Origin of the sequence: Caulobacter sp. 1776 (assembly GCF_040545685.1) — a bacterium.
GTDB lineage: Bacteria > Pseudomonadota > Alphaproteobacteria > Caulobacterales > Caulobacteraceae > Caulobacter.
Window position 1 is genome coordinate 184,183 of the sequence record NZ_JBEPMI010000005.1, and the last position, 26,265, is coordinate 210,447.

Below are 26,265 nucleotides of genomic sequence, written 5' to 3' on the forward strand. Positions count from 1 at the left end.
TGGTCGTGACGTAGCCCGCAACGTCGTTGGCCTGTACCGACAAAGCCGGAGTCAGATCTCGGCGAGCTGGGTCAGGTAGGCGTTCAGGACGTCGCGCTGCAGCACCAGGAACGCGAACTTGCCCTGGCGGCAGATGCGGATCAGCCCGGCTGTCTCCAGTTCCTTCATGTGGTGCGAGAAGGTGGCGGCGCTGACCGCTACGTGCTGGGCGACCGACCCGCAGGCGGTCGGCTCGCTGTTGGCGCCGATCTCCTTGAGGATCTGGCGGCGACGGGGCTCGGCCAGGGCCTTGGCGATCAGATTGATCTGCCTCTCGTCAAGAACAAGGGGGGCATCGAGAACCGGGCGCGGCGCGTCTTCCATGGCCCTTCATATGCGGTGGCGCGCCGAAATTGTCATCCCGGCTCGGCGCGGCGCGCGGCGAGCCGGGACGACGACCTTGCCGGCTAGTGCTTCAGCATGTGCTTGATGTCGCGCATCTGGTCGTGGCCGGACTTCACCGAGGCCCAGGCCTTTTCGATCACGGCGCGGGTCTGGGCGTCGACGTCGGTGTCCTGCAGGGCCTTCTCGTACTTGGCCTTGATATAGTCCTCGCCGGCCTCGACCTCGCTGACGACGGCCTCGTCGCCCTTGGTCACGGCGTCCTTCAGGTTCAGGAAGGCGCGATGGGCGGCGGCCAGGACGGTGCCGTCGTCCTTGGGCTCGCCGCCCAGGCGTCGGACCTCGTCCTGTAGCTCCGAGGCGACCGAGCGGCGCTCCTGGGCGCGACGCTGGAACAGGTCCTGGTAGCGCGAAGCGTCGGCGTCCTTGGCGGCCTCCGCGTAGCCGTCGGCGCTGTCGATCGTGGTCTCGACCAGGCCGTTGACGAGCTTGATGTGGTCTTCGTTGGTGTGCATCGGACGGCTCCGTGGTGGTGGGGAGCCGGGGAAACGCGGGGCGGACGCGAAGGGTTCAGAGATCCTTGGCCGTCTGGCCGGTCGGGGCGGCCTGAACCGCGCCGACATGCTCGACGCCCAGCGCCTCGCAGTGCAGCACCTGGCGGTGACGCTCGGCGGCGCGAGCCTTCTGCTCGTCGCTGCGCTGGTCGTGGCAGGCCGGGCAGGCGACGCCCTCGACATAGAGCGACGAGGCCCGCGCCGCGGGGCTCACCGGCATGCGACAGCCCCGGCAGAGGACGTGGTCGCCTGGCGTCAGGCCATGGCCGACCGCGACCCGCTCGTCGAACACGAAACATTCGCCACGCCAGGCGCTCTGCGGCTCCGGAACCTGCTCCAGATAGTCCAGGATCCCGCCCTTCAGGTGGAACACCTGCTCGACGCCTTCGGACTTCAGAAAGGCGGTCGACTTCTCGCAGCGGATGCCGCCGGTGCAGTACATGGCGACCTTCAGCGGTGGCGCGTCGGGGCCGCGCTCGGCCTCCAGGGTCTGGCGATAGTCGCGGAACCAGGCCGGGAATTCCGAGAAGCTGGCCGTCTTGGGATCGATCGCGCCCTCGAACGCGCCGACGGCGACCTCATAGGCGTTGCGGGTGTCGATCAGCACGACGTCGGGATCGGCGATCAGGGCGTTCCAGTCGCGCGGCTCGACATAGGTTCCGGCGTTGGCGACGGGATCCAGGTCCGGCTCGCCCAGGGTGACGATCTCCTTCTTCAGCCGCACCTTCATCCGGTGGAACGGCATCCGATCGGCCCAGGCGGTCTTGGGCTGGAGGTCCGCGCAGCCGGGCAGGGCGCGGATGTGGTCCAGCACCGCCTCGACGGCCGCGTCCTCGCCGGCGATGGTGCCGTTGATCCCTTCGCGAGCCAGCAGCAGGGTGCCCTTGACGCCGAGGCCGCAGCACAGGGCGGCGAGCGGCCCCTGGATCGCCGCCGGGTCGGCGAACCGCGTGAAGCGGTAGAGCGCGGCGACGCGATAGCTAGGCAAGGCTGGTCTTTCCAAGCGTGGCCTGGCCAAGTGTGGCTTGGGCGTCGCGCTGGATGCGGCCGACCATCGACTTCAGGCCGTTGGAGCGCTGGGACGACAGGGCTTCGGACAGGCCTAACTTGTCGAAGGCGGCCTTGGCGTCGAAGGCGGCGATGTCGGCGGGCGTGCGGCCCGAATAGAGCCGGAGCAGGATGGCGATCAGGCCGCTGACGATGTGGGCGTCGCTGTCGCCCCGGAACACCAGGGTCCCGTCGGCCTGGGGCTCGGTGACCAGCCACACCTGGCTGGCACAGCCGCGCACCTTGTTCTCTTCCGAACGTTCGGCGTCGGTCAGCGGGGCCAGGTCCCTGCCCAGCTCGATCACGTAGCGATAGCGCTCCTCCCAGTCGCCGAGCAGTTCGAACTCGTCGGCGAGGTCGTTGAGGGCGGTGTCGATGGCGCCAAGGGGGGAGATGCTCATGGCGGCCAATTAGGGGGCTGGCGCCTTCAAGGCAAGCCTATGCGGCGGGAAGTATCAGTCGCGCCAGGAAGCCGGCGCCCAGGCTCGAGGACAGCTTCAGCTGACCGCCCATGGCCCGCGACAGCAGGTCGACGATCGGCAAGCCGAGACCGGCGCCTTCGTGGACCCGCGTCAGGGTCGAGCCGCCCTGTTCGAACGGCTGCAGCAGGCGCGGCAGCTCGGCGCTCTCCACGCCGGGACCCTGGTCGCGGATGGTGATCTCGATCTCGCGGCCGATCTTGGCGGCGGCGATGTGCACGACTCCCCCGGCCGGCGAGTGGGTGACGGCGTTCTGCAGCAGGTTCGACACCATGGTTCGCAGGCCGCGGCTGTCGGCGATCACCGAGGGCAGGGCGCCTTCGCCGATCACGTGGACGATGACGTCGCGCCGGGCGATCTCGGCCCGCAGGCCGTCGAGCACGTCCTCGATCGCTTCGTCCAGCGGCTCTGGCGTCATCTCGATGTCGGTGACGTGGCCTTCCAGACGAGCGAGCTCGACGATCTGGTTGACCAGCTTCAGCAGCTTCATGCCGCTGTCGTGCACGATCGTGGCGTATTCCCGGTACTGGTCGTTGCCCAGCGGGCCATACAGCTCCTGAGACAGGATCTCGGAAAAGCCGATCACGGCGTTGAGCGGGGTGCGCAGCTCATGGCTGACCATGCGCAGGAACGAGCGCTTGCGCTCGTCCAGGGCCAGGCGTCGACGCTCCTGCACGGCCGCCCGGCGCTCGGCCGGGTCGGGGTCCGCGAATGCGGAGACGATCGAAGCGTCGAAGGACGCCGGTTCTGGCATAGTAGGCTCCCGGACCTTCTGTCCGCGATGGCTTGAGCCCAGGAATATGCGCAAAGGCACTTACGATTCCGTTTCCGTCCACAACGCGTCCACCAGGAAAGGTCGCTCGACGATTGTGCGGCCTTGGGGGAACGGCTCGCCCGCGTTAAGGTTTGACGACGGTGATCCTCCCCACCGTGCTTGAAGTCGGCCGGCCTTTGGAATTCGAGACGCTTCCAGACCCGATCAGACGCCCCGCGGCCCGCCCGCCGGGGTTTGATCCCGCGCACGCGTGGCGCCTGGGCTGGCTGGCGGCCATCTGTCTGGCGGCCGCGGCGACCCTGTTCACCGACGCCGGCGGCTGGCCCGTATGGGCGGCCCTGGGCTCGGGCGCGGTTCCGGCCCTGACGTCTCTTCTCGTCACGCGCGAAGACGAACGCAGCCAATCCATCCTTTTGGTCCTGTGGGCCGTGGGCGGCGCGCTGGCGGCGGTGCTGACCGGCGGCGTCTCCGGCGCCATGGCCGCCTGGTGCCTGGCTCCAGTCGCAGCGGCCTCGATCCTGAACCAGCCCCGCCGGCTGGCCGAGGGCGCGGCCCTGGCCCTGATCGGCGGCTGCGTCGCCGCGCTGACCCAGCTGTCGGGCCTGGCCCCGCCGGAGCCGACCGGTCCGCTGGGTTTCGTGCTGGGTTTCCTGGCCCTCGTCACCACGGGTCTGGGCCTCGCCGCCGGCCTGTTGATCGGCCGTCGCCGCCAGGGCGCGCGCGACGACCGCTACGCCTCCGAGATTATGGGCCTCGAGACCCTGCTGGACGGCCTGCCGCACCTGGCGATCGCCATCAAGGGCCAGGGCCAGGTGACCGCTGTGCGCGGCGCGCCGCCGCGCGGCGTCACCACCGTCGACCTGGTCAATCGCGGCCTGACCGGCGCGGCCGCGCCCGGCGACCGCCAGCGCCTGACCGCCGCCGTGGCCCAGGCCCACCGCGAGGGCTCGGCCAGCCTGACCTTCAACCCGGCTCTGGGCGTCGAGCGCATCGTGGCGCTGGACATGGCCCGGGTGGCCCCGAACCAGCTGGTCGGCGTGCTGCGCGACGTCACCGTCGACCGCAATCGCGAGACCGCCCTGGACCAGGCCCGCGCCGACGCGGAAGCCCTGGCTTCCGGCCGCGCCCGCTTCCTGGCCAATATGAGCCACGAGCTGCGCACGCCGCTGAATGCCATCATGGGCTTTTCGGACATCATGCGCGCCCGGATGTTCGGCCCGCTCAGCGACCGCTACGCCGAATACGCCGAACTGATCCACGAGAGCGGCGGCCACCTGCTGGACCTGATCAACGACGTGCTGGACATGTCGAAGATCGAGGCCGAGCGTTTCGAGCTGCAGCGCGGAGTGTTCGACGCCCGCGAAGCGGTGCAGGCGGCCATGCGCTTGCTGCGCGTCCAGGCCGACGGCGCGGGCGTCCAGTTGCGCGGCGTCCTGCCGCCGGCCGAGCTGGAGGTCGACGCCGACCGCCGGGCCCTGAAGCAGATCGTGCTGAACCTCGTCTCCAACGCCCTGAAGTTCACCCCGCGCGGCGGCCAGGTGACGGTCACGGCGCATGGCTATGACGGCGTGCTGGAGATCATCGTCGCCGACACCGGCGTGGGCATTTCCCCCGAGGATCTCGAGCGCCTGGGCCGACCCTACGAGCAGGCCGGCGGCGCCGAGCAGCGCGCGCGCGGCACGGGCCTGGGCCTGTCACTGGTCCGCGCCTTCGCCAAGCTGCATGGCGGCGACATGACCATCGAAAGCCGCTTGGGCGCGGGCACCAGCGTTTCGGTGCGGCTGCCCGTGCTGTTGGCGCCGCTGAAATCGGTGACCGTGAAGGCGTCGGAATCCCAGCCCGAGGCTCCCGCCGAAACGCCGGCCGCCGAAGAGCCGCCGCCGCCCGCCGCCCTGGGCGACAACGTGATCGCGTTCGCGCCGCGCTAGAGCCCTACCGCAGGAACGCCCGCCCGGCCGCGAAATCGCCGACCTCGACATACGCCTTGCGCGTCACTTCGTCGCCGCGGCCCTGGAAGGCGAACTCCACGGTCACCGCCTCGCGCGGATCCAGTTGCGCGATCGCGTCGGCCGCCGCCGTCGGGAAGCGGAAGGAAAGCCCGGTCTTGGCGCCGGTCGGCAGCAGGGTGAGCGGGGCCTCCTCGCGGGTCTCGGCCGTGAACACCAGGCTGGCGTTGCGCGGCGCGACCTTGCCGGCAAGGCTCCGGCCCGCGCGCATGTCGATATAGGGGCCCAAGGTGCGGCTGGTGTCGCGGACGATGATCCGCGCGACATAGGGACGTGGGCCGCTGTCGAAGGTCGCGACGGCGGTGACCGCCTTGGCGCGGCCGGCCAGGCCGAACATCATCCGATCGGCGCCGAACGCCGAGGGCTGCGACAACCGCCAGACCGGGATGGTCGCCGACGCCGAGCGCTCGGCCTTCCAGGACGAGACGTCGCCCGGATAGGTCATGCTCAGCATCTGCGAATAGCCGTCGAACGCGGCCTTCACCCGCGAGGCGGCTAGGGTCAGGTCCTTGGAATCGCAGGCGGCGCCGGCGGCCTTGACCCGCGCGCGCTGTTCCAGGGCCGTGACCTGCTGCTCGCTGGCCCCCGAGCGCAAGGTCGCGCCCCGCGCCTGGGCCCGCGAGGCGTCCAGCGCCGCCGAGACGGAGGGCGCGAACAGTCGGCAGCGGCTGTCGGCCGCCGTCATCAGCGTGCGTTCGTAGAGCTGGTCGGCGGCGTTGGCGGCAAGCAGCGCGCTAGGCGCGGCCATGGCGGCCACCCCAATCGACACCCCGATCCATCGCGCCACGCAACCTTTCTGGTGCGTCATAGGCGGTGTTTTCTCGTATGCTTCGAGACTTCAGGGGCGAGCTTTACGTCCCGCGTGGTTTCGGTTCGGTTAGCGCATGCTTCTTTCGACGGATATCTGGGTCGGCGCGCTGATCCGCCGCGCCGAGCTGGGCGGGGCCTTCGCCATGGTGGCCCGCAAGGGCGACCAGCGGGCGGGGGCGGTGCTGGTCAAGGTGGTCGACCGCCGGGCCGGGACCGCGCGGCTCTACAGCGAGGCCACACGCGGCGACGGCGAACGGTTCTGGATGCAACCGGTCCGCTCCGAGTTCGAGCCGGACCTGGACGCCTATGCCGAGCGCGCCGCCCGCATCGATCCCGACGTCTGGGTGGTCGAGATCGAGGACCGCGACGGACGCCACTTCCTGACAGAGCCGGTCGAGACCTGAATCTTATGGGCGAGTCTGTGGACAACTCGACCCTGGAGCGTCGTTAACCCTGCTCCTAAACCCGACCTAAAGCGTGTTCGGGACAAGCTGCGCGAGCTCTCGACCCCCTCCGGGAGCTCAGCAATCAGTATCCGCCATGCTTTTCCTGATGAACGACGTCGTCCTGAGTTTCGACGCGGCCGAGTTGGCGCCGCCGATGACGCGCGACCGTTTCGCGGCGCTGTCGCTCAACTATGTTGGGGACCTGGGCAAGGAGCTCTTCGCCGAAGAGCCGCTTCTGCATCGCAAGGACGTGGAGCGGGCCCAGCGCTTGGCGGCCTTGATCCTGGCCAAGGCGCCCGAGGTCAATGCGGCGCTGTTCATCGCGCCGGGCCGTGGTTGCCGCAAGGAGGACGTGCAGGTGCGCTATGCGCAGCTGAGCGTGGAAATCATGGGCGCGCTGTTGCAGCGCCAGAAGGCCGGCGCCCTGACCAATGTCGAAGCCGATCGTCAGGTCTGGCGGCGCTTGGCTGCTTAAGAGCCGGGTCGCCTAGGCCCACCGACGCTTAGACCAGGGTCATCATCCAACTGATCACCACCGCCAGGACCGTGAGGCCCGCGAAGGTGATGCCAAGGCACAGCGCGCTGCCGGCGGGGTGCCGCCGAGCGTGGGCGCGATGATGGTCGAGCAGGGCCATCGTTCGATTTCCTCCATCCACCCGGCGATCTGACGTCGTCGGTGCGGGATGACGGAAGCATGACTCCAAACCCATTCTTCGAATAGGGCCTTTTTGACGCACTGGCGGGCACGGTGACGCGCGTTTGGGCGCGCATCGACTTGCTAAGGGCGGGCGCGACCGCCTAGATTCAATTTCGAGTTGAGGTCCTGGGGGCGTCATGGGTTTCGGATTCGGTCGCGCGGGCTTGGGCAGACTTCCGAGCGCGGTTCTGGGTGCGGTTTTGGGGCTGGCGATGCTGGGAAGCGGCCAGGCCCACGCGGAGTGGCAGCGCGCCGAGAGCGCCCACTTCGTCGTCTATAGCGACGGCGGCGAGGCAGGCCTGCGGGCCTTCGCCGGCAAGCTGGAAGAGTTCGACGCCCTGCTGCGCCTGTTCCACGGTCGCGCCCTTGACCAGGACGACGCCGCGCGCAAGCTGGACGTCTATTTGGTGCGCAGCGCCGACCAGTTGCGCCGGGTGTTTCCGGACATCGACAACGCGGCGGGCGTCTACACGGCCGGCGTCAATGACATCTACGCCGTGGCCATCCGCAAGCAAGGCGCCCTGGCCGACGACACGGTGCTGCACGAATACGTCCATCACTTCATGCTGCAGCACTATCCGGGGGTCTATCCGGCGTGGCTGATCGAGGGCTACGCCGAATACTTCATGACCGCCGACTTCGACGACCGGAAGATTCTGGTCGGCGCGCCGAACGGCGGGCGGGTCACGAACCTGCTGCATCTGTCGTGGGTGTCGGCCAAGGACCTGCTGACCAAGCGGCCCAGCCAGCTGAGCGACCAGCAGGCCGCGCTCTACTACGGCCAGGCCTGGCTGCTGACCCACTACATGCTGTCGGATCCCGAACGGAAGAAGCGGCTGTCGGCCTATGTCGCGGCGACGGCCAAGGGCGAGAATCCTCTAACGGCCTGGCCCCGGACCACCGGCATCGCCGTCGAGGACCTGGAGCGGACGATGCTGGTCTATCTGCGCAGCGCGATCCCGACCAAGACCCTGGTGCGCGAGGCCCGCCCCGCGTTTCCGATGGTGGTGACCGACCTGCCGGCCTCGGCGGGAGACCTGATCCTGGAGAACCAACTGGTCAAGCGCGGCCCGCCCAAGGCGCTGGGCGAGAAGCTGCTCAAGACGGTCCGGGACGCGGCCGCCAAATATCCCGGCGATCGGCTGGCCGTCCTGACCCTGGCGCGGTTCGAGGCCGGCTATGGCGACATCGCGGTCTCGAACAAGCTGCTCGACGACTGGGTGACAAGCCATCCCGATGACGCCGAGGCCCTGCGCCTGGCCGGCGAAAACCGCCTGGCCGCCGCCAAGAACGGCGCCGACAAGGCCCTGGTCGCCGAGGCCGCCAAGCTGTTCGGTCGCGCCAACAAGGCCGCGCCGGACACCTACCAGACGCTCTACGATTTCGCGAAGACCCGGATGAGCGAGCCCGGCTATCCCAGCGACAACACCCTCAACGTCCTGGAATTGACCGCGCAGCTGGCGCCCCAGGTGCAAGAAATCGCGCTGACCACCGGCCAGGCCCTGGCCGCGCGCGGCCGCTTCGACGACGCGATCCGGATGCTGGAGCCGGTGGCCAACAACCCGCATGGCGGCAAGGGCGCCGAGGCCGCGGCGACCCTGCTGAAGACGATCCGCGAGAAGGCCGGCAAGGCCGGTTGAGCGCCGGGTTTCAGCGAACGCGGTTCGGAGCCTTCATCGAACCAACACGGCTCCGTCGCCGACCTGACAAGACCCACCGCTACCCCGCGCTGAACTGAACAGTGCAGGTTGACGATGAAGTACATGTCCACGGTCGCCTGGGGCGCGCTCGCCCTGGTCCTTTCCAGCCAAGCTCACGCCCAGCAAGTCGTGGCGGCCGAGACCACCGAGGTCGACACCGTCGTGGTCACCGGCACCCGCCGTGTCGACCGCACGGCGTTCGAGTCGACCGCGCCCGTCGATGTCGTCAGCCAGGAAGCGCTGAAGAACACGGTCTCTGACGAGATCATGGACAAGCTGGCGGCCACGACGCCGTCGTTCAACGTCCAGCGCCTGCCGGCCGCCGACGGCCAGGCGTTCGTGCGCCCGGCCACCCTGCGGGGCCTGTCGCCCGACCAGACCTTGGTCCTCGTCAACGGTAAACGCCGTCATCGCTCGGCGGTGCTGGGCGGCCGCGGCCAGCAGGGCGTCGACCTGGCCTCGCTGGGGACCAGCGGCGTCGAGCGCATCGAGGTGCTGCGCGACGGCGCCTCGGCCCAGTACGGCTCGGACGCCATCGCCGGGGTGATCAACATCATCCTCAGCGACAAGACCGGCTTCGACGGCTACGCCCAGACCGGCCGCTACTTCGCCGGCGACGGCCAGAAGACCGAGATCGGCGCGCGCTGGGGCGTGGCGATCGGGCAGGGCGGTTCGCTGGTCGGCGCCATCGACTACACCGACGCCGAGGCCACCTCGCGCACTCGCCAACGCCCGGACGCCGTCGCCTTCCAGGCCGCCAATCCGACGATCAAGGTGCCAAATCCCGTGCAGCGCTGGGGCCAGCCGGACCGCACCGTCTGGCGCGGCTCGCTGAACCTGCTCGTTCCCGTCAGCGACACGGTCGAGGCCTACGCCTTCGCCACCTATAGCGACATGACCGGCGTCACCGACTTCAACTGGCGCAACCCGGCCACCGACACCTCGTACCGCACCAGCCCGGCGTTCCCCGGCTGGTCGCTGAGCCAGCTCTATCCGGCCGGCTTCTCGCCGAAGTTTGGCCAGGACGAGACCAACGCCTCGGCCAACGGCGGCCTGCGCGGCGACGCCCTGGGCTGGTCGTGGGACGCCTCGGCCGGCTGGGGTCGCGACAAGGTCGACTACGTCCTGAGCAATAGCATCAACGCCTCGTTCGGGCCGACCTCGCCGACCCGCTTCGACGCCGGTTCGCTGATCCAGGACGAAAAGACCCTGAACCTGGACGCCTCGCGCCCGCTGGCCTGGTCGTTGCTGGCCAAGCCGGCCAATCTGGCCCTCGGCCTGGAAGCCCGCAAGGAGACGTACGAGATCGAAGCGGGCGACCGCTATTCGTGGGACGTCGGCCCCGGCGCGCCAGCCGGCCTTCCCAGCGGCTCGAACGGCTTCCCGGGCTACGCGCCCAGCCAGGCCGGGTCGTGGGACCAGACCAGCTACGCCGCCTATGTCGATCTCGATCTGCCGATCACCGACAAGTTCGACGCCGACATCGCCATCCGCCACGAGGACTTCTCGGAGTTCGGCCAGACCACCGACGGCAAGATCGCCGCGCGCTACGAAATCACCCCGAACTTCGCCCTGCGCGGCGCGGTCTCGACCGGCTTCCGCGCCCCGACCGCCGGTCAGATCAACAACACCCGAACCTCGCAGGGCTTGAACACCACCACCCTGCTGCTGTTCACCTCGGGTCGACTGTCGCCGATCAACCCCATCTCGATCGCCCTGGGCGGCAAGCCGCTGGAGCCGGAGGAGTCCAAGAACCTGTCGTTCGGCGCGGTGTTCCGCCGGGGCGGCTTCACCGCCTCGGTCGACTACTATCGCATCGACGTGGACAATCGCTTCGCCGTATCGCCGAACTTCACGGTGACCCCGGCCCTGCGCGCGCAGCTGGTCGCGGCGGGCGTGCCCGGCGCCGACAGCCTGACGACGGTCAGCTACTTCACCAACTCCTTCGACACCCGCACCCAGGGCGTGGACGTGGTCGGCTCGTGGCGCGGCCAACTGTGGGGCGGCAAGGCCGGCGTGACGGCGGCCTGGAACTGGAACGACACCAAGGTCACCCGCTCCAAGCTGACCGAGGTCTCGAAGCTGGCTCGGATCAACCTCGAGAACGGCCTGCCGCAGAACGCCGCCAATGTGACGTTCGACTACGCGCGCGGCCGCTTCAGCGGCATGGTCCGCACCCGCTGGTCGGGCGAGTGGACCGACGCCCAGGCCAACGGGACCGCCGACCTGATCCAGACCTTCGCCGGCAAGGCGCTCGTCGACCTGTCGGTCAGCGCCGAGCTGACCCAGGCGATCAAGCTGACGGTCGGGGCCGAGAACCTGTTCGACACCTATCCGGACGAGGCGACGTTCCAAGCCTCGCGCGGTCTGATCTATTCGCGCAACGCGCCGTACGACACCGATGGCGGCCTTTGGTACGCCCGCGTGTCGGCGAAGTTCTAGGGCTTCCGGGTCGCGCTCCGGACCCCTTCCGGAGCGCGACGTTCGACAGGCGCGCGGGGAGATTGCAATCTACTCGCATCGCGTGTCAGATCGACACGTAAAGTAGGCGTGTTTGGGGGAGTGACGATGCGTCGAGCGATGTCGCGGCGAATGTTCGTGACCAGCGTCGCCGTGACGCCCCTGATCGATGGCGCGGCTGCGCGGGCCGGGGCGACCGGTGACTGGCTGCACACGCAGAGCCCGGCCTTTTCGCTCTACGGCCGCGTGAGCGAAAAGACGCTCGTTCAGATGGCGCGCGATCTCGAGGATTTCGACGGTCTGCTCCGGGCCCTGCACGGCGTGGACACCGGCCCGATCGGCCGGCCGCTGCCGATCTACCTGACGCCGCGCCAGTTCGATTTGCGGCGCGTGCGCCCGGGCCTGGTCAATGTGCTGGGATTTTACAGCGCGTCCGTCGGCGACGTCTTCGCGGTGATGACTACCGAAGGCGGCGAGGATCAGGGCCGCTGGGTGCTGTTCCACGAATACACTCACCACTTCATGAAGCAGCACGCGCCCGCCGCCTATCCGTCGTGGCTGGTCGAGGGCTACGCCGAGTACTTCATGACGGCGCGGTTCAAGCCGGACGTCGTGGAGCTGGGCGTCCCCAGCAGCCGGATCGCCTGGCTTCGCGGCGCGGTCTGGTCGCCGTTCGACGAGATCGTGAGTCGCAAGGCGGTGGCGGGCAAACGCTCCGACATCACGGCCTTCTACGCCCAGTCGTGGCTTCTGACCCACTACATGCTGTCCGATCCCGAGCGACTGTCTCGTCTGACCCGTTACGCCACGGCCGTGGCCGGCGGCGGCGATCCGGTGGCCCTGCTGCCCGAGGCGGTCGGGGCGCCGTTCGCCGATCTGGAGCGTATCCTCAAGCGCTACATGACGGCCTTGCCGGGCCGCCGGATACCGCGTCCGCCGTCGGGCGCTTTGCAATTGACGGTCGCGCCGATGCCGGCCTCGGCCGACGATCTGCTGCTGGAGAACCAGCGGCTGAAGATGGGCGTGCCGCCGGCGGAACGGCCCGAGGTTCTGGCCATGATCCGCGAGCGCGCCGCTCGGTATCCTGGTGACCGCCTGGCGGAGCTGACACTGGCCCGCGCCGAGAACGATTTCGGCGAGCGCGCCAAGGCCCAGGCGCTGCTACGCGGCCGGATCGCCGCCGATCCGCGCGACGTCGAGGCCATCCAGATGCTGGGCTGGTCGTACATGCTGCAGGCCCGCGCCGACCGCGCCCAGGCGCCCCGCTTGCTGAACGAGGCGCGCGACTGGTTCGGCAAGGGCTTCGCCATCGATCCCGACAACGCCCTGCTGCTGTTCGACTACGCGATCAGCCGGCGCGGCGAGCCGGGCTATCCCAACGACAACGCCGTCAACGTGCTGCTGCGGGCCCAGCAGCTGGCGCCGCAGGTGGCGGCTTTCCGCATGGCCGCGGCCGACGCCCTGATGCGCCGGGATCGTTTCGACGAGGCCGCGGCCATGGTGGAGCCGGTCTTCAACGATCCGCACGCGGGGCCCGAGCGTATCCAGGCCAAGCAGCGGTTCGAGCAGGCGATCGCCCGGCGGCGACCGACCGAGGCGCCCACGGAAGGTGACAACGGCGCTCCAGAGCGGTAGTCCCCGCCCATGAGCTCTTCTCCCGCCGCTGAAGCCGCCCGTCGGCGCACCTTCGCCATCATCAGCCACCCCGACGCCGGCAAGACCACCCTGACCGAGAACCTGCTGCTGGCCGGCGGGGCGATCCGCGCGGCCGGCGCGGTGCGGGCGCGCGGCCAGACCCGTCGCACCCAGTCGGACTGGATGAAGATCGAACGCGAGCGCGGCATCTCGGTCTCGGCCTCGGTGATGACGTTCGACCACGACGGCCTGATGTTCAACCTGCTGGACACGCCGGGCCACGAGGACTTCTCGGAAGACACCTACCGCACCCTGACGGCCGCCGACGCGGCGATCATGGTGCTGGACGCCGCCAAGGGCATCGAGCCCCAGACCCTGAAGCTGTTCGAGGTGTGCCGCCTGCGCGACATCCCGATCATCACCTTCATCAACAAGATGGACCGCGAGGCCCAGGACCCGTTCGAGCTGCTGGACGAGGTCTCGTCCAAGCTGGCCCTGGACCCGGCCCCGCTGTACTGGCCGGCCGGCTCGGGCGGGCGCTTCAAGGGCATGCTGGACCTGCGCGGCCAGAAGTTCATCCCCTACGCCAAGAAGAGCTCGACCGACGAGGAGGGTCACCCGGACCCCGTCGCCATCAACTCCAACGCGGTGGTCCAGTATCTGACGCCCGACGAGCAGGCCGAGGTCGAGGAGGGCGCTCTGCTGGTGTCCGAGGCCAGCAAGCCGTTCGACGTCCAGAGCTTCCTGGAAGGCCACATGACGCCGGTGTTCTTCGGCTCGGCCCTGCGCCACTTCGGCGTCGCCGAGCTGCTGGGCGGCATCGGCGCCTACGCACCGCCGCCGCATCCGGCCAAGGTGACCAAGGCCGGGACCGAGACCCATGTCGCTCCGGGCGACAACGAGGTGTCGGGCTTCGTGTTCAAGGTCCAGGCGAACATGGACCCCAACCACCGCGATCGGATCGCCTTCCTGCGCCTGACCAGCGGGCGCTTCACGCGCGGCATGAAGCTGAAGGCCCAGAACACCGGCAAGGCCATGAGCGTCAACGCGCCGATCATGTTCTTCGCCAGCGATCGCGAGCTGGCCGAGGACGCCTTCGCCGGCGATGTGATCGGCATCCCCAACCACGGTATCTTGCGGGTGGGCGACAGCCTGTCCGAAAGCGGGACCCTGCGCTTCGCCGGCCTGCCCAACTTCGCGCCGGAAATCCTGCGTCGCGTGCGGGTCAAGGATCCGCTGAAGGCCAAGCACCTGAAAAAGGCGCTGGAAGGCCTGGCCGAGGAGGGCGTCACCCAGCTGTTCCGCCCGATGATCGGCAGCGATTTCATCGTCGGGGCCGTCGGCCAGCTGCAGTTCGAGGTCATGGCCGATCGTCTGGCCAACGAGTACCAGCTGGAGTGCATCTTCGAGCCCAGCCCGTTCGCCGAGGCCCGCTGGCTGTCGGGCGCGCGCGCCGACGTCGAGGACTTCGTCGACAAGCACAAGTCGGCCATGGGCCAGGACATCGACGAGGCCCCGGTGTTCCTGGGCAAGTCGTCCTGGGAGATCGGCTACGTGGCCGAACGCTATCCGAAGGTGCGCTTCGAGCGGACGAAGGAGCGGGCTTAGGCCTCAAAACCTGTCATCCCGGCCAAGCGCGTAGCGCGCCGAGCCGGGGACCGCGACAAGCGTCGGCGTTTTCGGCGGTCCCGGCTCTCCGCTGCGCTACGGCCGGGATGACAGGCGTTATAGCGTCGCGAAGTAGTCCAGCTGGGCCATCTGCGCGTGGTCCTCGAAGGCCATGGGCGGACTGGCCATGACCGCCTTGAAGGCTGCCTTGAACTTGGCCATCTCCTCGGGCGTGCCGACCGAGACCCGCACGGCGTTGGGCCAGATGGGCCAGGTGCGGCCGATCATGACGTTCTTGGCCTTCATGGCCGCGAACACGGCCTTGCCGTTGCGGCCGGTGTCGATCATGAAGCAGTTGGTCTGCGGGTCGCCGATGACCTTGTAGTTGTTGGCCTTCAGCCAGGCGATCGTGTCGCGGCGGGTGTCGCCGATCAGCTTGCGGCGGGTCGCGACGAGGCTGGCGTCCTCCAGCGAGGCGCGGGCCGCGGCCGAGCCGGTGATCGGCATGGCGTTCTGGCCGAACGGCGCCAGCTTGGCCAGCAGGTCGGGGCGTGCGACGGCGAAGCCGCAGCGGATGCCCGCCATGCCGTAGATCTTCGAGAAGGTCCGCAGCACGATCAGGTCCTTGCCCGCCGCCACCAGGTCCAGCGTGTCCTGGGCGTCGGTCAGGTGGATATAGGCCTCGTCGACCAGCAGGATCGCGCCGGCGGGCTTGTTTTCCAGGGCCCAGACGATGTCCTGCTTGGTCGTCAGGGTGCCCGTCGGATTGTTGGGATTGCAGATGTAGATGACGCCGGCCTGGGCGTCGGCCGCGACCATCGCCTTGACGTCGTGGGCGCAGTCGGCCGTGAGCGGGACCTTGACGATCTTGGCCTGGCTGGTCTTGGCCGCGTACATGCCCGCCTCGTAGGACGGATCGGCGGTGACGAAGCTGCGGGTCGGCGAGGTGAAGGCCAGCACGCTGTAGTGCAGCGGTTCGGACGAGCCGGCATAGACGGCGACGTTCTCGACCTTCAGGCCGTTCTGAGCGGCGAAGGTCCGGGCCAGGAGATCAGTCTCGCCGTTCAGATCGTAGCGGCCGCCCAGGGGCGCCACGCGGGCGATGGCCTCGCAGGCCGCCTTGCTGGGGCCCAACGGGTTTTCGTTGGCGTTGATCAGGACCATGCCGGGCGGCGGCGCGTTCGGGCTTTGACCGTGCAGGGCCATGCCCGACGGCGGTGCGGCGGTTTGGGCCGCCTGGGCCAGGCGCGCTTCGGTCAGGATCGGCCCGGCGGCGGCGATCAGCGCGGCGCCGCGCAGGAAGGCCCGACGTCCCGGCGTCGGCGCGTTGGATGTCCGCTTGGTCATGGTGTTTCTTCCCGTACGCCCGAACTGGCGGCTCAGGACGAACCCGCCGGGCGGCGCGCGCAAGAGCGCGCGGGCGCGAAACCGTCATCTGCTCAAGCGTTCGGCGCTCGGGCGCCTTGTCATCGGCGCCGTGGCGCGAAATGAGTGCGATCCCAACCGCGCGAGATTCGACCATGACCGCCGCCCCGCTCGCCATCGGCCTGGTGGCCCACGACGACAAGAAGGCCGCCCTGGTCGACTGGGCCGTGGCCCACGCCGACTTCCTGCAGGACAAGTCGCTGTTCGCCACCGGCACCACCGGCGGCCGAATTCTGGAGGCGCTGCCGAGGCTGAACCTGGTGCGGCTGAAGAGCGGTCCGCTGGGCGGCGACCAGCAGCTGGGCGCGATGATCGCCGAAGGCAGGCTGGACGTGCTGATCTTCTTCGTCGACCCGCTGTCGCCGCAGCCGCACGACGTCGACGTCAAGGCGCTGATCCGCATGGCGACCCTGGCCGACATCCCGTTCGCCTGCAATCCGGCGACGGCGGACCTGATCGTGGGGCCCGGCTCTACCGGCTCCTGAAGACCTCGGGCGCGTCCGGCAGCTCCGCCAGGTCGAGCTCATGGAGCTCGCCGGTCTGCAACTGCAGGCCAATCGTGAAGGCGCCCCATGCGACAAGATCGAGGGCGTAGGCGCCGTTTTTGTTCAACACGATCTCTCGCACTGGATTTTTGAAGCTGGAATGCAGGTAGAGGCGAGCGCGCATTCCCGCCAAGGCGGAGGCGTCCTTGAGCGGGGCCACGCGTATCGCAACGGTGAACCAGTTCTTGTCGCCGGGGATCGGCTTGACGCTGGCGAGCAGCGAGGCGCTGCGCGTCGAAACGGTGCTGTTGGCGAACTGGCCCTTCCAGGGATCGTTCATCACGGTCCCGGGGCGGACCAGTTCGAAGGGGCCTTCGTCGCCAGCCGCCTGAGCGATCTGTTCGGCCAGTCTTTCGGTGGAATCGCGCTTGGACGCGCCGGGCTGTTCCTGCTTATCGCCCGCGGCGTCGGCGGCGCGAATCTGCATCAGGCCCGAAATGATCTCGTGGGACTCTCGCTGGCGCTCGATCATGTCAAGGCGCGCATTCGCAAGTTCGCCGGGCAGATAGCGGCGGATCCAGATATAGCTGATCGAAAATCCGATCAGCGCGGCCGGGGCCAGCGTCAGACCGCCGATCGCGGGATTGGAAGAGGCGACGCCGGTCATCGCTTTCGAGGTCTCGACGCAGACCTGCCATCCGTACGTCAGGAATGTGCCGAAGTTGGCCAAGCTCAGACCGACGATGATCTTGGTCAGCCAGTCGGCGATCTGTTCCATGGCGGTGTTGTCGTTGAACCAGGGGTTGGCCTGACTGGCGTCATTGGCGCTGGCATTGCTCTGAGCGACGGCTCGGGCGGCGCTTGTAGGCAAACCAAACAGCAAACCCAGCAAGCCGCCCCCGGCGGCCCCCGCCGAACCGGCGAGTAGCCCGAAGGCCATGAAGCGCCCATTGAAATAGACATGGTGTCTCGCGCCAGCCACCGGCATGACGATCCAGGCCGCTATGAAAAGGGCAAGCACCCCGAGCGCGGCCATGCTGAAGAGAACGACCAGCGCCAATATGGTGGGAGATGCTCTGCTGTGGCCGACGGCGCGGCGAGCTTGACCGCGCCCCTGTTCTTCAAATCCGACGAACCAATGCGCAAGCCACTGCAACATGTCGCCCCCCAGGGTTCCGTTGCCGAGTTAGACAACTTTGAGGGGTGTTATTGGTCGTGTCAAATTTATAAGTGTCTATCCCGGAAACTTGATCAGGTTCGGTTTCGGGATCGCGGCCTTGAAGGCGCCGCGCGACTTGGCGGTGTCCAGGCCGAACTCGGCCCAGGCGGCCAGGAAGCCGTTGGCCGCCTCGCCGGGCGAGGACGGGACCAGGTTCAGGACGGGACGGGCGGCCAGCGCCGCGCGGGCGGCGACCCAGGCTTCGGGCTCGGCCGTGGCGTAGTCGCCGTCCGAGGCCACCAGCTGGGCGGCCAGGTCGGCGTCGAGAAAGCGCAGCGTCACGGCGGCGTCCGCCGGCAGGTCCGAGAGACTGTCCAGCGCCTCGGTCAGCGCCGTCAGGCTCATCCTGGCGCCGCTGGCCCGGCGTTCGCCGCCGGCCGCGCCCTTGATCGCCGCGGCGCCGGTCTCGCCGTCCATGCGTCGCACATAGGCCCAGCCGCCATAACCCGGATCAGGACGGCAGAGGCTGGCGATCCACAGGGTGACGGCGGCCATGGGCGGGTTCCGGAATCGATGACGACGTCGGCTTTCTAGCCCGCTTCGCGGCGAAAAGGGGAGGGCGTCCGTGAACGAAAGGTAAACCGGAGCTTAAAACTTAGGGTTAACGTCATTTTTAGTTCGGTGAACAAAGTTCTAAGAAGTGACGTCCGGGAACGGCCTCTGATGTATTGGTCAAAGCAAGAAGCGTGCCAGTTCAATACGCATTCGCCCATTATGGGTGGAATTTTGATCATGGTGTAAACATATGGAAAATATTTATGGTTAACGCCGCATAAACACCTGTTAACCACTTGTTAAAGGCGCTGGCTCCGGTTTTGCTGATGATGCGTTGAACCTCCGTCGGGCTGTCCCGACGTGGGACGTTCCGTAAGCGGAGTGCGCGAAGCGATGTTCGAGTTCGGACGGGATCTGAAGCGGTTGTTCGGTGTCGACGCCGAGGGCGGCTTCAAGGGGGCACGGCGCGAGGGGCTGACCGGCGGCGACACGTCGCTGCTGGAGCTCTTGGATGTTCGTCTCCTGACCAATGAGGCCCGCTCGGCCGACGTGGTCGCCGGCCGGATCGGGGCCAAGGATCGCGGCGCGCGCCTGCTGGAAGCGGCCGTGGTCTGGCGCGAACTGGCCCGCCGCAGCGGCGACGCCACGGCCCTTAGAAAAGGCGCGGCCCAGGCCGAGGCCGCCGTGAAGATCTTCGAGGCCGAGCGTCGTCACGACGCCTTGGCCGCCGCCCGTTGCGAGCAGGCGGTGCTGGCCGTGCTGGGCGCGGATTTGTTCGGCGACGAGGGCCTGGTGGCCGCCGCCTCGGCGACCCTGGCCCGCACGCCCCCCAACCAGCGCACGGCCCTGTGCGGCGCGCTGTCGGCCGGGCTGGAGGGCCGCGCGGCCCTTTCCGAGAATGATGTCGAGCGCGCCCTGACCGCGGTCCAGGCCTATGAGGCGCCGCTGCGCGCCCTGGCCGCCGCCAAGCGCGCCAAGGGCGGCCCGGCCCGCCTGCAGCTGGCCGACCAGCGCGCCGCGCGTGTCGAGCTGATCCTGGCCTGCGCCGAGCGCCTGAAGGACCGCGCCCTGGCCGAGCTGGCCGTGTCCGAGGCCAAGACGGCCGCCGGCGTGCTGGATCCCGATTTCGAACCGCTGGCCTGGGCCCGCCTGGAAGGCCTGCGCGGGACGGCCCTCGTCCTGCTGGGCGAGCTGGACGGCGAGCTGTCGCGGATCACCGACGGCGTCGAGGCTCATTTCGCCGCCGTCGAGGTGCTGTCCGCCGACCATAGTCCGATGGACTGGGCCCGCGCCGGCGCCTCGCTGGGCGCGGGGCTGCAGAGCCTGGGCGAGGCCTCGACCAACGAACGCGCGTTCGAGCAGGCCGTCTCGGCCTACGACCGCGCCACCCAGGTGCTGAAGACCCAGCCGGCCTTGGCCCTGCGCGCGGTGGTCGCCAACAACCGCGCCCTCTGCCTGGCCCGCTGCGCCGAGCTGACCGCCGACCTGGCCGTGCTGGACGCGGCCGAACTGGCCTTCAAGGCCGAGCTGTCGGCGGCGCCGGGCGGCCGCGATCCGGCCAGCTGGGCCGTGGCCCAGATGAACCTGGCCCGCCTGTACGAGGCCCGGGTCGAGATCACCGGCCGCGACGACGGACGCTTGGCCCGGGCCGGGGCGGCGCTGGCCTGCGCGTTCGATGTGTTCTCGGAGCTGGGTCTGCGCTCGCTGACCGACCTGGCGGCACAAGGCCTGCAACGTCTGAAACAGGCCCAGGCCGCCTGATCCGAAACGGGACACATGGCGGCGGAAGGGCCGGCCGAAAAAGATAAAGTAAGGGATGAATTCGTGATCGCTTCGCTCGCTCTCGCCGCCGCCGTCGTCGCCAGCGCCGCGCCGGCCAAGGCCCCGTCGGACCTGCTGACCCCCGTCTCCGAGCCGCGCGTCGCCGTCGCCCTGCTGAACTGCCTGGTCAAGCAGGACGGCCACCTGACGGCCTGCACCGTCCAGGAAGAAAGCCCCAACGACCTCGGCGTCGGCCAGGCCGCCCTGACCATGGCCTCGCAATTCCAGGTCGACCTGCTGGGCCCCGACGGCAAGAGCCGCGCGGGGTCGTACATCCAGGTCCCGGTGCGGATTCGGATCCGGTAAAAGCGCGCTCCGAGCCGGCCCCGGCCGTGCTCACGCCGCCGGGGAACCGATATGAGACCTTCGCCTTTTGCTGAGCAGCACAGGTCCGAGGTTCGCCATGGTTCAAGATCCCGCCGTTAGGGCAGAGATCGCCGCGCTTCGACGACAAATGACCCAGCTGCGCGTGGCCCTGGTCGCCGTTGTGGGGATAGGCTTTCTGATCGGCGCGGCCGGCGTGCCCGAGGTCGTGCGCGCCCGGCGGATCGTGCTGGAGGACGCTCAAGGCCGGGAGCGCATCGTCCTGGACGCCTCCGGAGCCGACGCCCGTCCGTCGCTTCAATTCCGCTCGGAAGGTGGGGCGACGAGGTTGAGCCTCGGCGAACAGCCCGATCCTGTGATCGGCGGCAAGACCTATCCGCGCGTCTCGCCCGCCTGGGGAATGCTTATCTTCAATCCGGCGGGCGACGAACGCGGCGGCTTCACTTATCTGGACACGGGCCGTTCGGTTATATCGCTCGACCGCGCCTATGGAGAGGGCGTCTACATGACCGTCAACGAGAAGAGCGGGTTCGCCGGTCTGGTCGCCAACTACGATACCGGCAAGATTGGCGACTATGCCGAAGGCCTTCGTATCGGGACGCTTGGAGAGCGAGCGTTCGCCCAGGCTTCAAATCGCGACGCGACACCGGCCGGCGCCATTTTCGCCGGACCCGGCGGCAAGGTTCGGATCGCCGACGTCGTGCAAAAATAGCAGATCCCCACCTCGAACACAGCTTCGGCGTGTCCGCTCTCGGCGGCGACCGAGTTGCGGTGGCGCATTTCGTCACGAGGACGGGAATGGCGGACTAATTCGAAGTGGGGCGTCCCCCGCGACCCACAGTCGCGCCCCGCGTTTCCTACCGGTCAGGTAACAACCCCTAACGCCCTGTTAACCATATTCGCCCCATCTTCCAGCCTCGAATCCAAGCGGCCAGTACGGCCGATTCCGAGAGGCTTTGCATGACGGGCGCCGAGGTTCTTGATGTCGGCCGGGACGCGATCTGGCTGACGCTTCAGCTCTGCGCGCCGTGCCTGATCGTCGGCCTGGTGGTCGGTGTGGCCATCGGCCTGTTCCAAGCCTTGACCCAGATCCAGGAACAGACCCTGGTCTACGCCCCCAAGATCGTGTCGATCTTCGTCGCGCTGCTGATCTTCCTGCCGCTGATGGGCTCGCTGATGAGCCAATTCATGCGCCAGATCGCCGCCCGCATCGCTGGCATGTAGGGCAGGGCGAGGGCCTCCCGTGAACTCCTTCGCCACGGCCTTTCAGGTCTATGTCGCCGCGCTCGTGTTCTCGCGGGTCGGCGCCATGGTCATGACCATGCCGGGCATCGGCGAGCAGTCGGTGCCGCCGCGCATCCGCCTGGCCTTCGCCCTCCTGATGGCCCTGCTGCTGGGGCCGCTGGTCCAGAACGGCGTCCCGCCGATTCCCAACACCCTAGGCGGCCTGGTCGGGGCGGTGATCCACGAGATCCTGATCGGCCTGATGGTCGGCTCGGTGCTGCGCCTGTTCATGTCGTCGCTGACCACCGCCGGCGAAATCATCTCGATGCAGACCACCCTGTCGTTCGCCCAGAGCACCAACCCCTCGATGCAGGGGTCGAGCACGGCGGTGTCCAGCTTTCTGTCGATGTTGGGCCTGACCCTGGTGATGGCCACGGGCCTGCATCACCTGTTCATCGGCGCGATCGTCAAGTCCTACACCCTGTTCCCGTTCACCCGCGCCGTGCCCGTCAACGACGCCGTCGCCCTGGCGGTGCAGACGGTGGCGCAGTCGTTCACCTTGGGCGTCCAACTGGCCGCGCCGGTGATCGTGTTTTCTCTGGTTTTCAACCTCGCCACGGGCCTGGTCGGCCGGGTCATGCCCGCCTTCCAGATCTTCTTCGTGGCCTCGCCGCTCAGCGTGATCCTGGGCCTGTCCCTCCTGGCCCTGTCGCTCGGCGGCATCGCCATGGTCTGGACCGACCGCTACCGCGAACTCCTAGAAGTCTTCAGCTAGGGGCGGGGCATGGCGGACGATACGGATCCGGAGTCGAAAACAGAAGAACCGTCAGCCAAGAAGCTGTCGGACGCCCGCGCCAAGGGCGACGTCGTCAAGTCGGCGGACATACCGCAGCTGGCCTCGCTGGCTGGCGCGGTGTCGGTGATCCTGATCGCCGGCAGCTGGCTGACCCGCGATCTCGCCAACGCCCTCGTGCCGTTCATCGCCCACGCCGGCACCACCGACCTGTCCAGCGGCGGCGCCATGGTGGTCATGAAGCGCGCCGTCATGGCCGCGATGCCGCCGCTGCTGCTGGTGATGATCGTCAGCGCGTTCCTGGGCGTGGTCGCCAATGTCGCCCAGACCGGCTTCATGCTGACGCCGGACAAGATCAAGCCCGACCTCAGCAAGCTGGACCTGCTGAAGGGTCTGGGCCGCATCTTCGGCATGGACGGCTTCATCCAGTTCGCCAAGTCGATCGTGAAGATCGCGGTCACCGCGATCATCGCCTGGATGGTGCTGAAACCCAATGTCGGCGAGGTCCGAAACCTGGTCGGCATGGACGTGGCGGCGATGCTTCCGGAGGCGATGAAGCTCTCCAAGAAGCTGCTGATCATGGTGATCATCTTCCTGGTCGCCACCGCCGCCTTCGACTGGTTCATCCAGCGCTCGCGGTTCATGAACCGCATGCGCATGACCCTTCAGGAGGTCAAGGAAGAGTACAAGCAGTCGGACGGCGACCCGCACATCAAGGGCAAGCGCCGCCAGATCCAGATGCAGCGCTCGCGCCAGCGGATGATGCAGGCCGTGCCCAAGGCGACGGTCGTCGTCATGAACCCGACCCACTACGCCGTGGCGCTGAAATATGAGGCCGGCGAGACTCCCGCCCCGATGTGCGTGGCCAAGGGCATGGACGAGCTGGCCCTGAAGATCCGCGCCATCGCCGAGGAGCACGGCGTGCCGGTGCTGGAGGATCCGCCCCTGGCCCGCGCCCTCTACGCCAGCGTCGAGATCGACGAGGAGATCCCCGTCGAACACTTCGAGGCCGTGGCCAAGGTCATCAGCTTCATCATGAACGGCAAGAAGCCCCAAACCCGTTCAGGCCCCCGCGCCCGGCCGCTCTGACGCGATCCGCAACAAAACTGACCTACCTTGCGGGAAAGGCTATCCTTTCTCCGATTGCGGGTGAGTCGCAGCCTCACCGTAGCGAAGGTAGCAGTTCCGCCGATGGCCGATTATCAGCTCCAGGACAAAGCTTCGACCGGCGCGCCGCGCCGGCGCTTCGATCCGTGGCTGGCGGGCGCGGCGGTGTTCTTCGTCGCCGCCGCGGCGTTCTCGGCCGCCCCGGCGCTGAAGGCGGGACCGACCACCCTGGCCGGCCTGCTGCTGCTGCTGGGCGTGGCCGGCGTGGCGATCCTGGGCCTGGTGGCCATTCGCGGCTCGGTCGCCGGCGGCAATGACGCCGATCAGGCCGAGAGCTTCATCGAGGCGCTCAGCGAGCCGGGGGCCTTGGCCGCGGCCGACGGCCGCCTGCTGGCCGCCAACCCCGCCTGGCGCGAGGTGATGGGCGACCAGCGCCGCTTGCCCAAGGGCGTGGCGGGCTCCAGCCTGTTCGCCGCCCTGGTCCAGGCCCGCAAGGGCGAGATGGCCGAGGGGATCCTGCGCGCCGGCGGCGTCGACCACACGGCCAAGGTCTCGCGCCTGGCCGGCGGTCGCCTACTGATCCGCCTGACCCCGATCGTCGTGGCCGAGCCCGTCGCCGAGACGGCGGCCCCGGCCGTCGTGGCCGAGCGCGCGCCGCCGCCGCCGACCACCCTGGACGCCTTCGCTGGCGCCTCGCCGTTCGGCGCGGCTCTGCTGGAGGGGCTGGAACCGTTCAAGTCGCGGATCCTGGAGAACAACCCGGCCCTGACCACCATGACCGGCGCCCAGGCCGGCGGCGTGTTTGGCGATCTGATCGACCCGGCCTCGCGCACCGAGGCCGAGACCCGCCTGAGCGAAGGCCGCGCCGGCCCGTTCGAGGTGCGCCTGGCCCGCGATCCCAGCCGGATCGCCCACCTCTATCTCTACCGCGCCGAAGGCCGCGTCGTGGCCTACATGATCGACGTGTCCGAGCAGAAGCAGATGGAGCTTCAGCTGGCCCAGTCGCAGAAGATGCAGGCCATCGGCCAGCTGGCCGGCGGCGTGGCCCACGACTTCAACAACCTGCTGACCGCCATCCAGCTGCGGCTGGACGAGCTGCTGCATCGCCACCCAGTCGGCGATCCGTCGTACGAAGGTCTCAACGAGATCCGCCAAACGGGCGTGCGCGCCGCCGACCTGGTCCGCAAGCTGCTGGCCTTCTCGCGCAAGCAGACCGTCCAGCGCGAGGTGCTGGACCTGGGCGAGCTGATCTCCGAGTTCGAGGTCCTGCTGCGTCGACTGCTGCGCGAAGACGTCAAGCTGATCACCGACTACGGTCGCGACCTGCCGCGCGTGCGGGCCGACAAGAGCCAGCTCGAGACGGCGGTCATGAACCTGGCCGTCAACGCCCGCGACGCCGTGCGCGCGGCCAAGGGCGGCGGCATCGTGCGCATCCGCACCGCCCGCCTGACCCGCGACGAGGCCATCCAGCTGGGCTTCCCGGCCGCCGAGGGCGACACCGCCTTCATCGAGGTCTCGGACGACGGCCCCGGCATACCGCCCGACGTCATGGGCAAGATCTTCGACCCGTTCTTCACCACCAAGCCGGTGGGCGAGGGCACGGGTCTGGGCCTGGCCACGGTCTACGGCATCGTCAAGCAGAGCGACGGGTGGATCCATGTCCACAGCCGTCCGGGCGAGGGCGCGGCGTTCCGCATCTTCCTGCCGATCTACGACGCCCCGGCCGGCGTGGTCGCCGCCCAGGCGGTCGCCGAACCGCCGAAGCCGCGCGCCGCCCGCGACCTGTCGGGCGCCGGCCGCATCTTGTTCGTCGAGGACGAGGACGCGGTCCGCAGCGTCGCCGCCCGCCTGCTGCGCGCGCGTGGCTACGAGGTGCTGGAGGCCGCCGACGGCGAGGAAGCGCTGATCATCGCCGAGGAGAATGCCGGCAAGATCGACCTCCTGATCAGCGACGTGATCATGCCCGGCATCGACGGCCCGACCCTGCTGAAGAAGGCCCGCGTCTATCTCGGCGCCGCGCCGGTGATGTTCATCTCCGGCTATGCCGAGGCCGAGTTCAGCGACCTGCTGGAAGGCGAGACGGGCGTGACCTTCCTGCCCAAGCCGATCGACATCAAGACCCTGGCCGAGCGGGTCAAGCAGCAGCTGCAGGCGGCTTAGCGGGCGCTAGAGGCTCCCCCGCTGGGGAGCCTCTAGACCTCAAACCTTCGCCGGCAGGAACCTTGGGTTCCGCAACAGCGCCGCGCTGACCAGGGCGACCAGCAGGCCGACCGGGAAGATCTCGGCGAAGGTCATCGGCATCCGGAACAGCGGATTGGCGTACTGTGCCTTCATCTTCTGCATCTCGACGACCAGCTTGGCGTAGTCCGCGGCGCTGACGCCGGCGGCCTTCTTCTTGGCCAGGATGGCGGCGGCGTAGTTGTCCATGAAGGTGTAGTGGGTGAGGGCCATGTAGACCTCCCAGATCAGCACGTAGGCGATCCCGGCGACGACCGCGACGCCCAGGCCGATCAGGAAGGCGGGCCAGAACTTGATGACCCCGCCCAGCGCCTTGTCGCGATGCGACTTCACCGCCATCAGGATCGAGGACAGCCCGACCAGCATGATCAGATAGCCCAGCCACACGCTGTGCTGGGCGGAGAAGACGATGGTGGCGATCATCCCCAGGATGATGATGACGCCCGAGACCAGGCCGTAGGTCAGGATAGTGCGTTGCATGATGTTCCTCCTCCGCGCCGCCCCCTGCGACGCGTCCCCAGGCTTGCCGTCCTTAA

26 protein-coding genes are annotated in these 26,265 nt (G+C 68.5%); 15 read left to right on the forward strand and 11 right to left on the reverse strand.

Going from position 1 to position 26,265, the window contains the following annotated elements:
• Positions 1 to 51: 51 nt before the first annotated feature.
• From ABIC66_RS14510 to ABIC66_RS14530, 5 genes are all read right to left on the reverse strand, one after another.
• A complete protein-coding gene (locus tag ABIC66_RS14510) occupies positions 52 to 363 on the reverse strand; it encodes an ArsR/SmtB family transcription factor (protein WP_354070992.1) in 312 nt (103 codons plus the stop codon).
• Positions 364 to 446: 83 nt separating this feature from the next.
• Positions 447 to 896 carry a PA2169 family four-helix-bundle protein gene (locus ABIC66_RS14515; RefSeq protein WP_354070993.1) on the reverse strand — a complete coding sequence of 150 codons (450 nt, stop codon included), beginning with the start codon at positions 894 to 896 and terminating at the stop codon, positions 447 to 449.
• A gap of 55 nt (positions 897 to 951) precedes the next feature.
• On the reverse strand, positions 952 to 1,923 hold the full coding sequence (gene trhO / locus ABIC66_RS14520) for an oxygen-dependent tRNA uridine(34) hydroxylase TrhO (protein WP_354070994.1): 972 nt from the start codon (positions 1,921 to 1,923) through the stop codon (positions 952 to 954).
• Entirely contained in the window at positions 1,916 to 2,383 is a 468-nt protein-coding gene (locus ABIC66_RS14525) for a SufE family protein (protein ID WP_354070995.1), read from the reverse strand. Before ABIC66_RS14525 ends, trhO begins: the two co-directional genes overlap by 8 nt.
• 37 nt (positions 2,384 to 2,420) lie before the next feature.
• On the reverse strand, positions 2,421 to 3,215 hold the full coding sequence (locus ABIC66_RS14530; protein WP_354070996.1) for a sensor histidine kinase: 795 nt from the start codon (positions 3,213 to 3,215) through the stop codon (positions 2,421 to 2,423).
• A 197-nt stretch (positions 3,216 to 3,412) separates the two neighbouring features.
• Here ABIC66_RS14530 and divJ point away from each other — a divergent pair, with 197 nt between their 5' ends.
• On the forward strand, positions 3,413 to 5,164 hold the full coding sequence (gene divJ / locus ABIC66_RS14535) for a cell cycle sensor histidine kinase DivJ (protein WP_354071282.1): 1,752 nt from the start codon (positions 3,413 to 3,415) through the stop codon (positions 5,162 to 5,164).
• 4 nt (positions 5,165 to 5,168) lie between these two features.
• Here the strand turns inward: divJ and ABIC66_RS14540 are convergent, their stop codons facing one another.
• Positions 5,169 to 6,050: a hypothetical protein gene (locus tag ABIC66_RS14540; protein WP_354070997.1), complete on the reverse strand. Its 882-nt coding sequence runs from the start codon at positions 6,048 to 6,050 to the stop codon at positions 5,169 to 5,171.
• 76 nt (positions 6,051 to 6,126) lie between these two features.
• Here ABIC66_RS14540 and ABIC66_RS14545 point away from each other — a divergent pair, with 76 nt between their 5' ends.
• Positions 6,127 to 6,456 carry a DUF1491 family protein gene (locus tag ABIC66_RS14545; RefSeq protein WP_354070998.1) on the forward strand — a complete coding sequence of 110 codons (330 nt, stop codon included), beginning with the start codon at positions 6,127 to 6,129 and terminating at the stop codon, positions 6,454 to 6,456.
• A gap of 136 nt (positions 6,457 to 6,592) precedes the next feature.
• The gene (locus ABIC66_RS14550; RefSeq protein WP_354070999.1) at positions 6,593 to 6,973 is read left to right on the forward strand and encodes a hypothetical protein; all 381 of its coding nucleotides are present in this window, start codon (positions 6,593 to 6,595) and stop codon (positions 6,971 to 6,973) included.
• Positions 6,974 to 7,001: 28 nt separating this feature from the next.
• Here ABIC66_RS14550 and ABIC66_RS14555 read toward each other — a convergent pair whose 3' ends face one another.
• Entirely contained in the window at positions 7,002 to 7,133 is a 132-nt protein-coding gene (locus ABIC66_RS14555) for a hypothetical protein (protein WP_354071000.1), read from the reverse strand.
• Positions 7,134 to 7,332: 199 nt separating this feature from the next.
• Here ABIC66_RS14555 and ABIC66_RS14560 point away from each other — a divergent pair, with 199 nt between their 5' ends.
• The 4 genes from ABIC66_RS14560 to ABIC66_RS14575 all read left to right on the forward strand — a co-directional run bounded on the left by ABIC66_RS14560 (position 7,333) and on the right by ABIC66_RS14575 (position 14,598).
• Positions 7,333 to 8,835: a DUF1570 domain-containing protein gene (locus ABIC66_RS14560; RefSeq protein WP_354071001.1), complete on the forward strand. Its 1,503-nt coding sequence runs from the start codon at positions 7,333 to 7,335 to the stop codon at positions 8,833 to 8,835.
• A 123-nt stretch (positions 8,836 to 8,958) separates the two neighbouring features.
• A complete protein-coding gene (locus ABIC66_RS14565; RefSeq protein ID WP_354071002.1) occupies positions 8,959 to 11,337 on the forward strand; it encodes a TonB-dependent receptor in 2,379 nt (792 codons plus the stop codon).
• A 126-nt stretch (positions 11,338 to 11,463) separates the two neighbouring features.
• Entirely contained in the window at positions 11,464 to 12,990 is a 1,527-nt protein-coding gene (locus tag ABIC66_RS14570) for a tetratricopeptide repeat protein (RefSeq protein ID WP_354071003.1), read from the forward strand.
• A 9-nt stretch (positions 12,991 to 12,999) separates the two neighbouring features.
• Positions 13,000 to 14,598 (forward strand): peptide chain release factor 3, encoded by a 1,599-nt coding sequence (locus ABIC66_RS14575; RefSeq protein ID WP_354071004.1) that lies wholly within the window; start codon positions 13,000 to 13,002, stop codon positions 14,596 to 14,598.
• Between the two features lie 117 nt (positions 14,599 to 14,715).
• Here the strand turns inward: ABIC66_RS14575 and ABIC66_RS14580 are convergent, their stop codons facing one another.
• Positions 14,716 to 15,945 carry a pyridoxal phosphate-dependent aminotransferase gene (locus ABIC66_RS14580; protein WP_354071005.1) on the reverse strand — a complete coding sequence of 410 codons (1,230 nt, stop codon included), beginning with the start codon at positions 15,943 to 15,945 and terminating at the stop codon, positions 14,716 to 14,718.
• Positions 15,946 to 16,118: 173 nt separating this feature from the next.
• Between ABIC66_RS14580 and ABIC66_RS14585 the strand changes: the two genes are divergently transcribed.
• The gene (locus ABIC66_RS14585; RefSeq protein ID WP_354071006.1) at positions 16,119 to 16,508 is read left to right on the forward strand and encodes a methylglyoxal synthase; all 390 of its coding nucleotides are present in this window, start codon (positions 16,119 to 16,121) and stop codon (positions 16,506 to 16,508) included.
• On the opposite strand, the gene ABIC66_RS14590 is transcribed toward ABIC66_RS14585, so the two are convergent.
• A complete protein-coding gene (locus ABIC66_RS14590) occupies positions 16,495 to 17,667 on the reverse strand; it encodes a pYEATS domain-containing protein (protein ID WP_354071007.1) in 1,173 nt (390 codons plus the stop codon). The genes ABIC66_RS14585 and ABIC66_RS14590 overlap by 14 nt on opposite strands.
• 75 nt (positions 17,668 to 17,742) lie before the next feature.
• Positions 17,743 to 18,222: a ribonuclease H family protein gene (locus ABIC66_RS14595; protein ID WP_354071008.1), complete on the reverse strand. Its 480-nt coding sequence runs from the start codon at positions 18,220 to 18,222 to the stop codon at positions 17,743 to 17,745.
• A gap of 381 nt (positions 18,223 to 18,603) precedes the next feature.
• Between ABIC66_RS14595 and ABIC66_RS14600 the strand changes: the two genes are divergently transcribed.
• The 7 genes from ABIC66_RS14600 (at position 18,604) to cckA (ending at position 25,651) form a co-directional block, all read left to right on the forward strand.
• On the forward strand, positions 18,604 to 19,983 hold the full coding sequence (locus ABIC66_RS14600; RefSeq protein WP_354071009.1) for a hypothetical protein: 1,380 nt from the start codon (positions 18,604 to 18,606) through the stop codon (positions 19,981 to 19,983).
• 63 nt (positions 19,984 to 20,046) lie between these two features.
• On the forward strand, positions 20,047 to 20,349 hold the full coding sequence (locus ABIC66_RS14605) for a hypothetical protein (protein ID WP_354071010.1): 303 nt from the start codon (positions 20,047 to 20,049) through the stop codon (positions 20,347 to 20,349).
• 163 nt (positions 20,350 to 20,512) lie between these two features.
• Complete coding sequence (locus tag ABIC66_RS14610; RefSeq protein ID WP_354071011.1) at positions 20,513 to 21,079, forward strand: hypothetical protein; 567 nt, start codon at positions 20,513 to 20,515, stop codon at positions 21,077 to 21,079.
• A gap of 248 nt (positions 21,080 to 21,327) precedes the next feature.
• Positions 21,328 to 21,591: a flagellar biosynthesis protein FliQ gene (fliQ, locus tag ABIC66_RS14615; RefSeq protein ID WP_047407179.1), complete on the forward strand. Its 264-nt coding sequence runs from the start codon at positions 21,328 to 21,330 to the stop codon at positions 21,589 to 21,591.
• A 19-nt stretch (positions 21,592 to 21,610) separates the two neighbouring features.
• Positions 21,611 to 22,366, forward strand: a complete 756-nt coding sequence (gene fliR / locus ABIC66_RS14620; RefSeq protein ID WP_354071012.1) for a flagellar biosynthetic protein FliR — start codon at positions 21,611 to 21,613, stop codon at positions 22,364 to 22,366.
• A 9-nt stretch (positions 22,367 to 22,375) separates the two neighbouring features.
• Positions 22,376 to 23,473, forward strand: coding sequence for a flagellar biosynthesis protein FlhB (gene flhB, locus ABIC66_RS14625; RefSeq protein ID WP_354071013.1), 1,098 nt, complete (start codon positions 22,376 to 22,378; stop codon positions 23,471 to 23,473).
• A 102-nt stretch (positions 23,474 to 23,575) separates the two neighbouring features.
• On the forward strand, positions 23,576 to 25,651 hold the full coding sequence (gene cckA, locus ABIC66_RS14630) for a cell cycle histidine kinase CckA (RefSeq protein WP_354071014.1): 2,076 nt from the start codon (positions 23,576 to 23,578) through the stop codon (positions 25,649 to 25,651).
• Between the two features lie 39 nt (positions 25,652 to 25,690).
• On the opposite strand, the gene ABIC66_RS14635 is transcribed toward cckA, so the two are convergent.
• A complete protein-coding gene (locus ABIC66_RS14635) occupies positions 25,691 to 26,209 on the reverse strand; it encodes a DUF4199 domain-containing protein (protein ID WP_354071015.1) in 519 nt (172 codons plus the stop codon).
• Positions 26,210 to 26,265 lie beyond the last annotated feature (56 nt).

Bases quoted from the DNA above. Each gene is read 5' to 3' on its own strand.
- ABIC66_RS14585 (WP_354071006.1), top strand. From the start codon at position 16,119: ATGACCGCCGCCCCGCTCGCCATCGGCCTGGTGGCCCACGACGACAAG.
- fliQ (WP_047407179.1), top strand. From the start codon at position 21,328: ATGACGGGCGCCGAGGTTCTTGATGTCGGCCGGGACGCGATCTGGCTG.
- ABIC66_RS14635 (WP_354071015.1), bottom strand. From the start codon at position 26,209: ATGCAACGCACTATCCTGACCTACGGCCTGGTCTCGGGCGTCATCATC.
- ABIC66_RS14560 (WP_354071001.1), top strand. From the start codon at position 7,333: ATGGGTTTCGGATTCGGTCGCGCGGGCTTGGGCAGACTTCCGAGCGCG.
- ABIC66_RS14540 (WP_354070997.1), bottom strand. From the start codon at position 6,050: ATGACGCACCAGAAAGGTTGCGTGGCGCGATGGATCGGGGTGTCGATT.
- ABIC66_RS14530 (WP_354070996.1), bottom strand. From the start codon at position 3,215: ATGCCAGAACCGGCGTCCTTCGACGCTTCGATCGTCTCCGCATTCGCG.
- ABIC66_RS14595 (WP_354071008.1), bottom strand. From the start codon at position 18,222: ATGGCCGCCGTCACCCTGTGGATCGCCAGCCTCTGCCGTCCTGATCCG.
- ABIC66_RS14515 (WP_354070993.1), bottom strand. From the start codon at position 896: ATGCACACCAACGAAGACCACATCAAGCTCGTCAACGGCCTGGTCGAG.
- ABIC66_RS14525 (WP_354070995.1), bottom strand. From the start codon at position 2,383: ATGAGCATCTCCCCCCTTGGCGCCATCGACACCGCCCTCAACGACCTC.
- ABIC66_RS14590 (WP_354071007.1), bottom strand. From the start codon at position 17,667: ATGTTGCAGTGGCTTGCGCATTGGTTCGTCGGATTTGAAGAACAGGGG.
- ABIC66_RS14570 (WP_354071003.1), top strand. From the start codon at position 11,464: ATGCGTCGAGCGATGTCGCGGCGAATGTTCGTGACCAGCGTCGCCGTG.
- ABIC66_RS14575 (WP_354071004.1), top strand. From the start codon at position 13,000: ATGAGCTCTTCTCCCGCCGCTGAAGCCGCCCGTCGGCGCACCTTCGCC.
- ABIC66_RS14510 (WP_354070992.1), bottom strand. From the start codon at position 363: ATGGAAGACGCGCCGCGCCCGGTTCTCGATGCCCCCCTTGTTCTTGAC.
- ABIC66_RS14580 (WP_354071005.1), bottom strand. From the start codon at position 15,945: ATGACCAAGCGGACATCCAACGCGCCGACGCCGGGACGTCGGGCCTTC.
- ABIC66_RS14545 (WP_354070998.1), top strand. From the start codon at position 6,127: ATGCTTCTTTCGACGGATATCTGGGTCGGCGCGCTGATCCGCCGCGCC.
- ABIC66_RS14550 (WP_354070999.1), top strand. From the start codon at position 6,593: ATGCTTTTCCTGATGAACGACGTCGTCCTGAGTTTCGACGCGGCCGAG.
- cckA (WP_354071014.1), top strand. From the start codon at position 23,576: ATGGCCGATTATCAGCTCCAGGACAAAGCTTCGACCGGCGCGCCGCGC.
- ABIC66_RS14565 (WP_354071002.1), top strand. From the start codon at position 8,959: ATGTCCACGGTCGCCTGGGGCGCGCTCGCCCTGGTCCTTTCCAGCCAA.
- ABIC66_RS14555 (WP_354071000.1), bottom strand. From the start codon at position 7,133: ATGGCCCTGCTCGACCATCATCGCGCCCACGCTCGGCGGCACCCCGCC.
- flhB (WP_354071013.1), top strand. From the start codon at position 22,376: ATGGCGGACGATACGGATCCGGAGTCGAAAACAGAAGAACCGTCAGCC.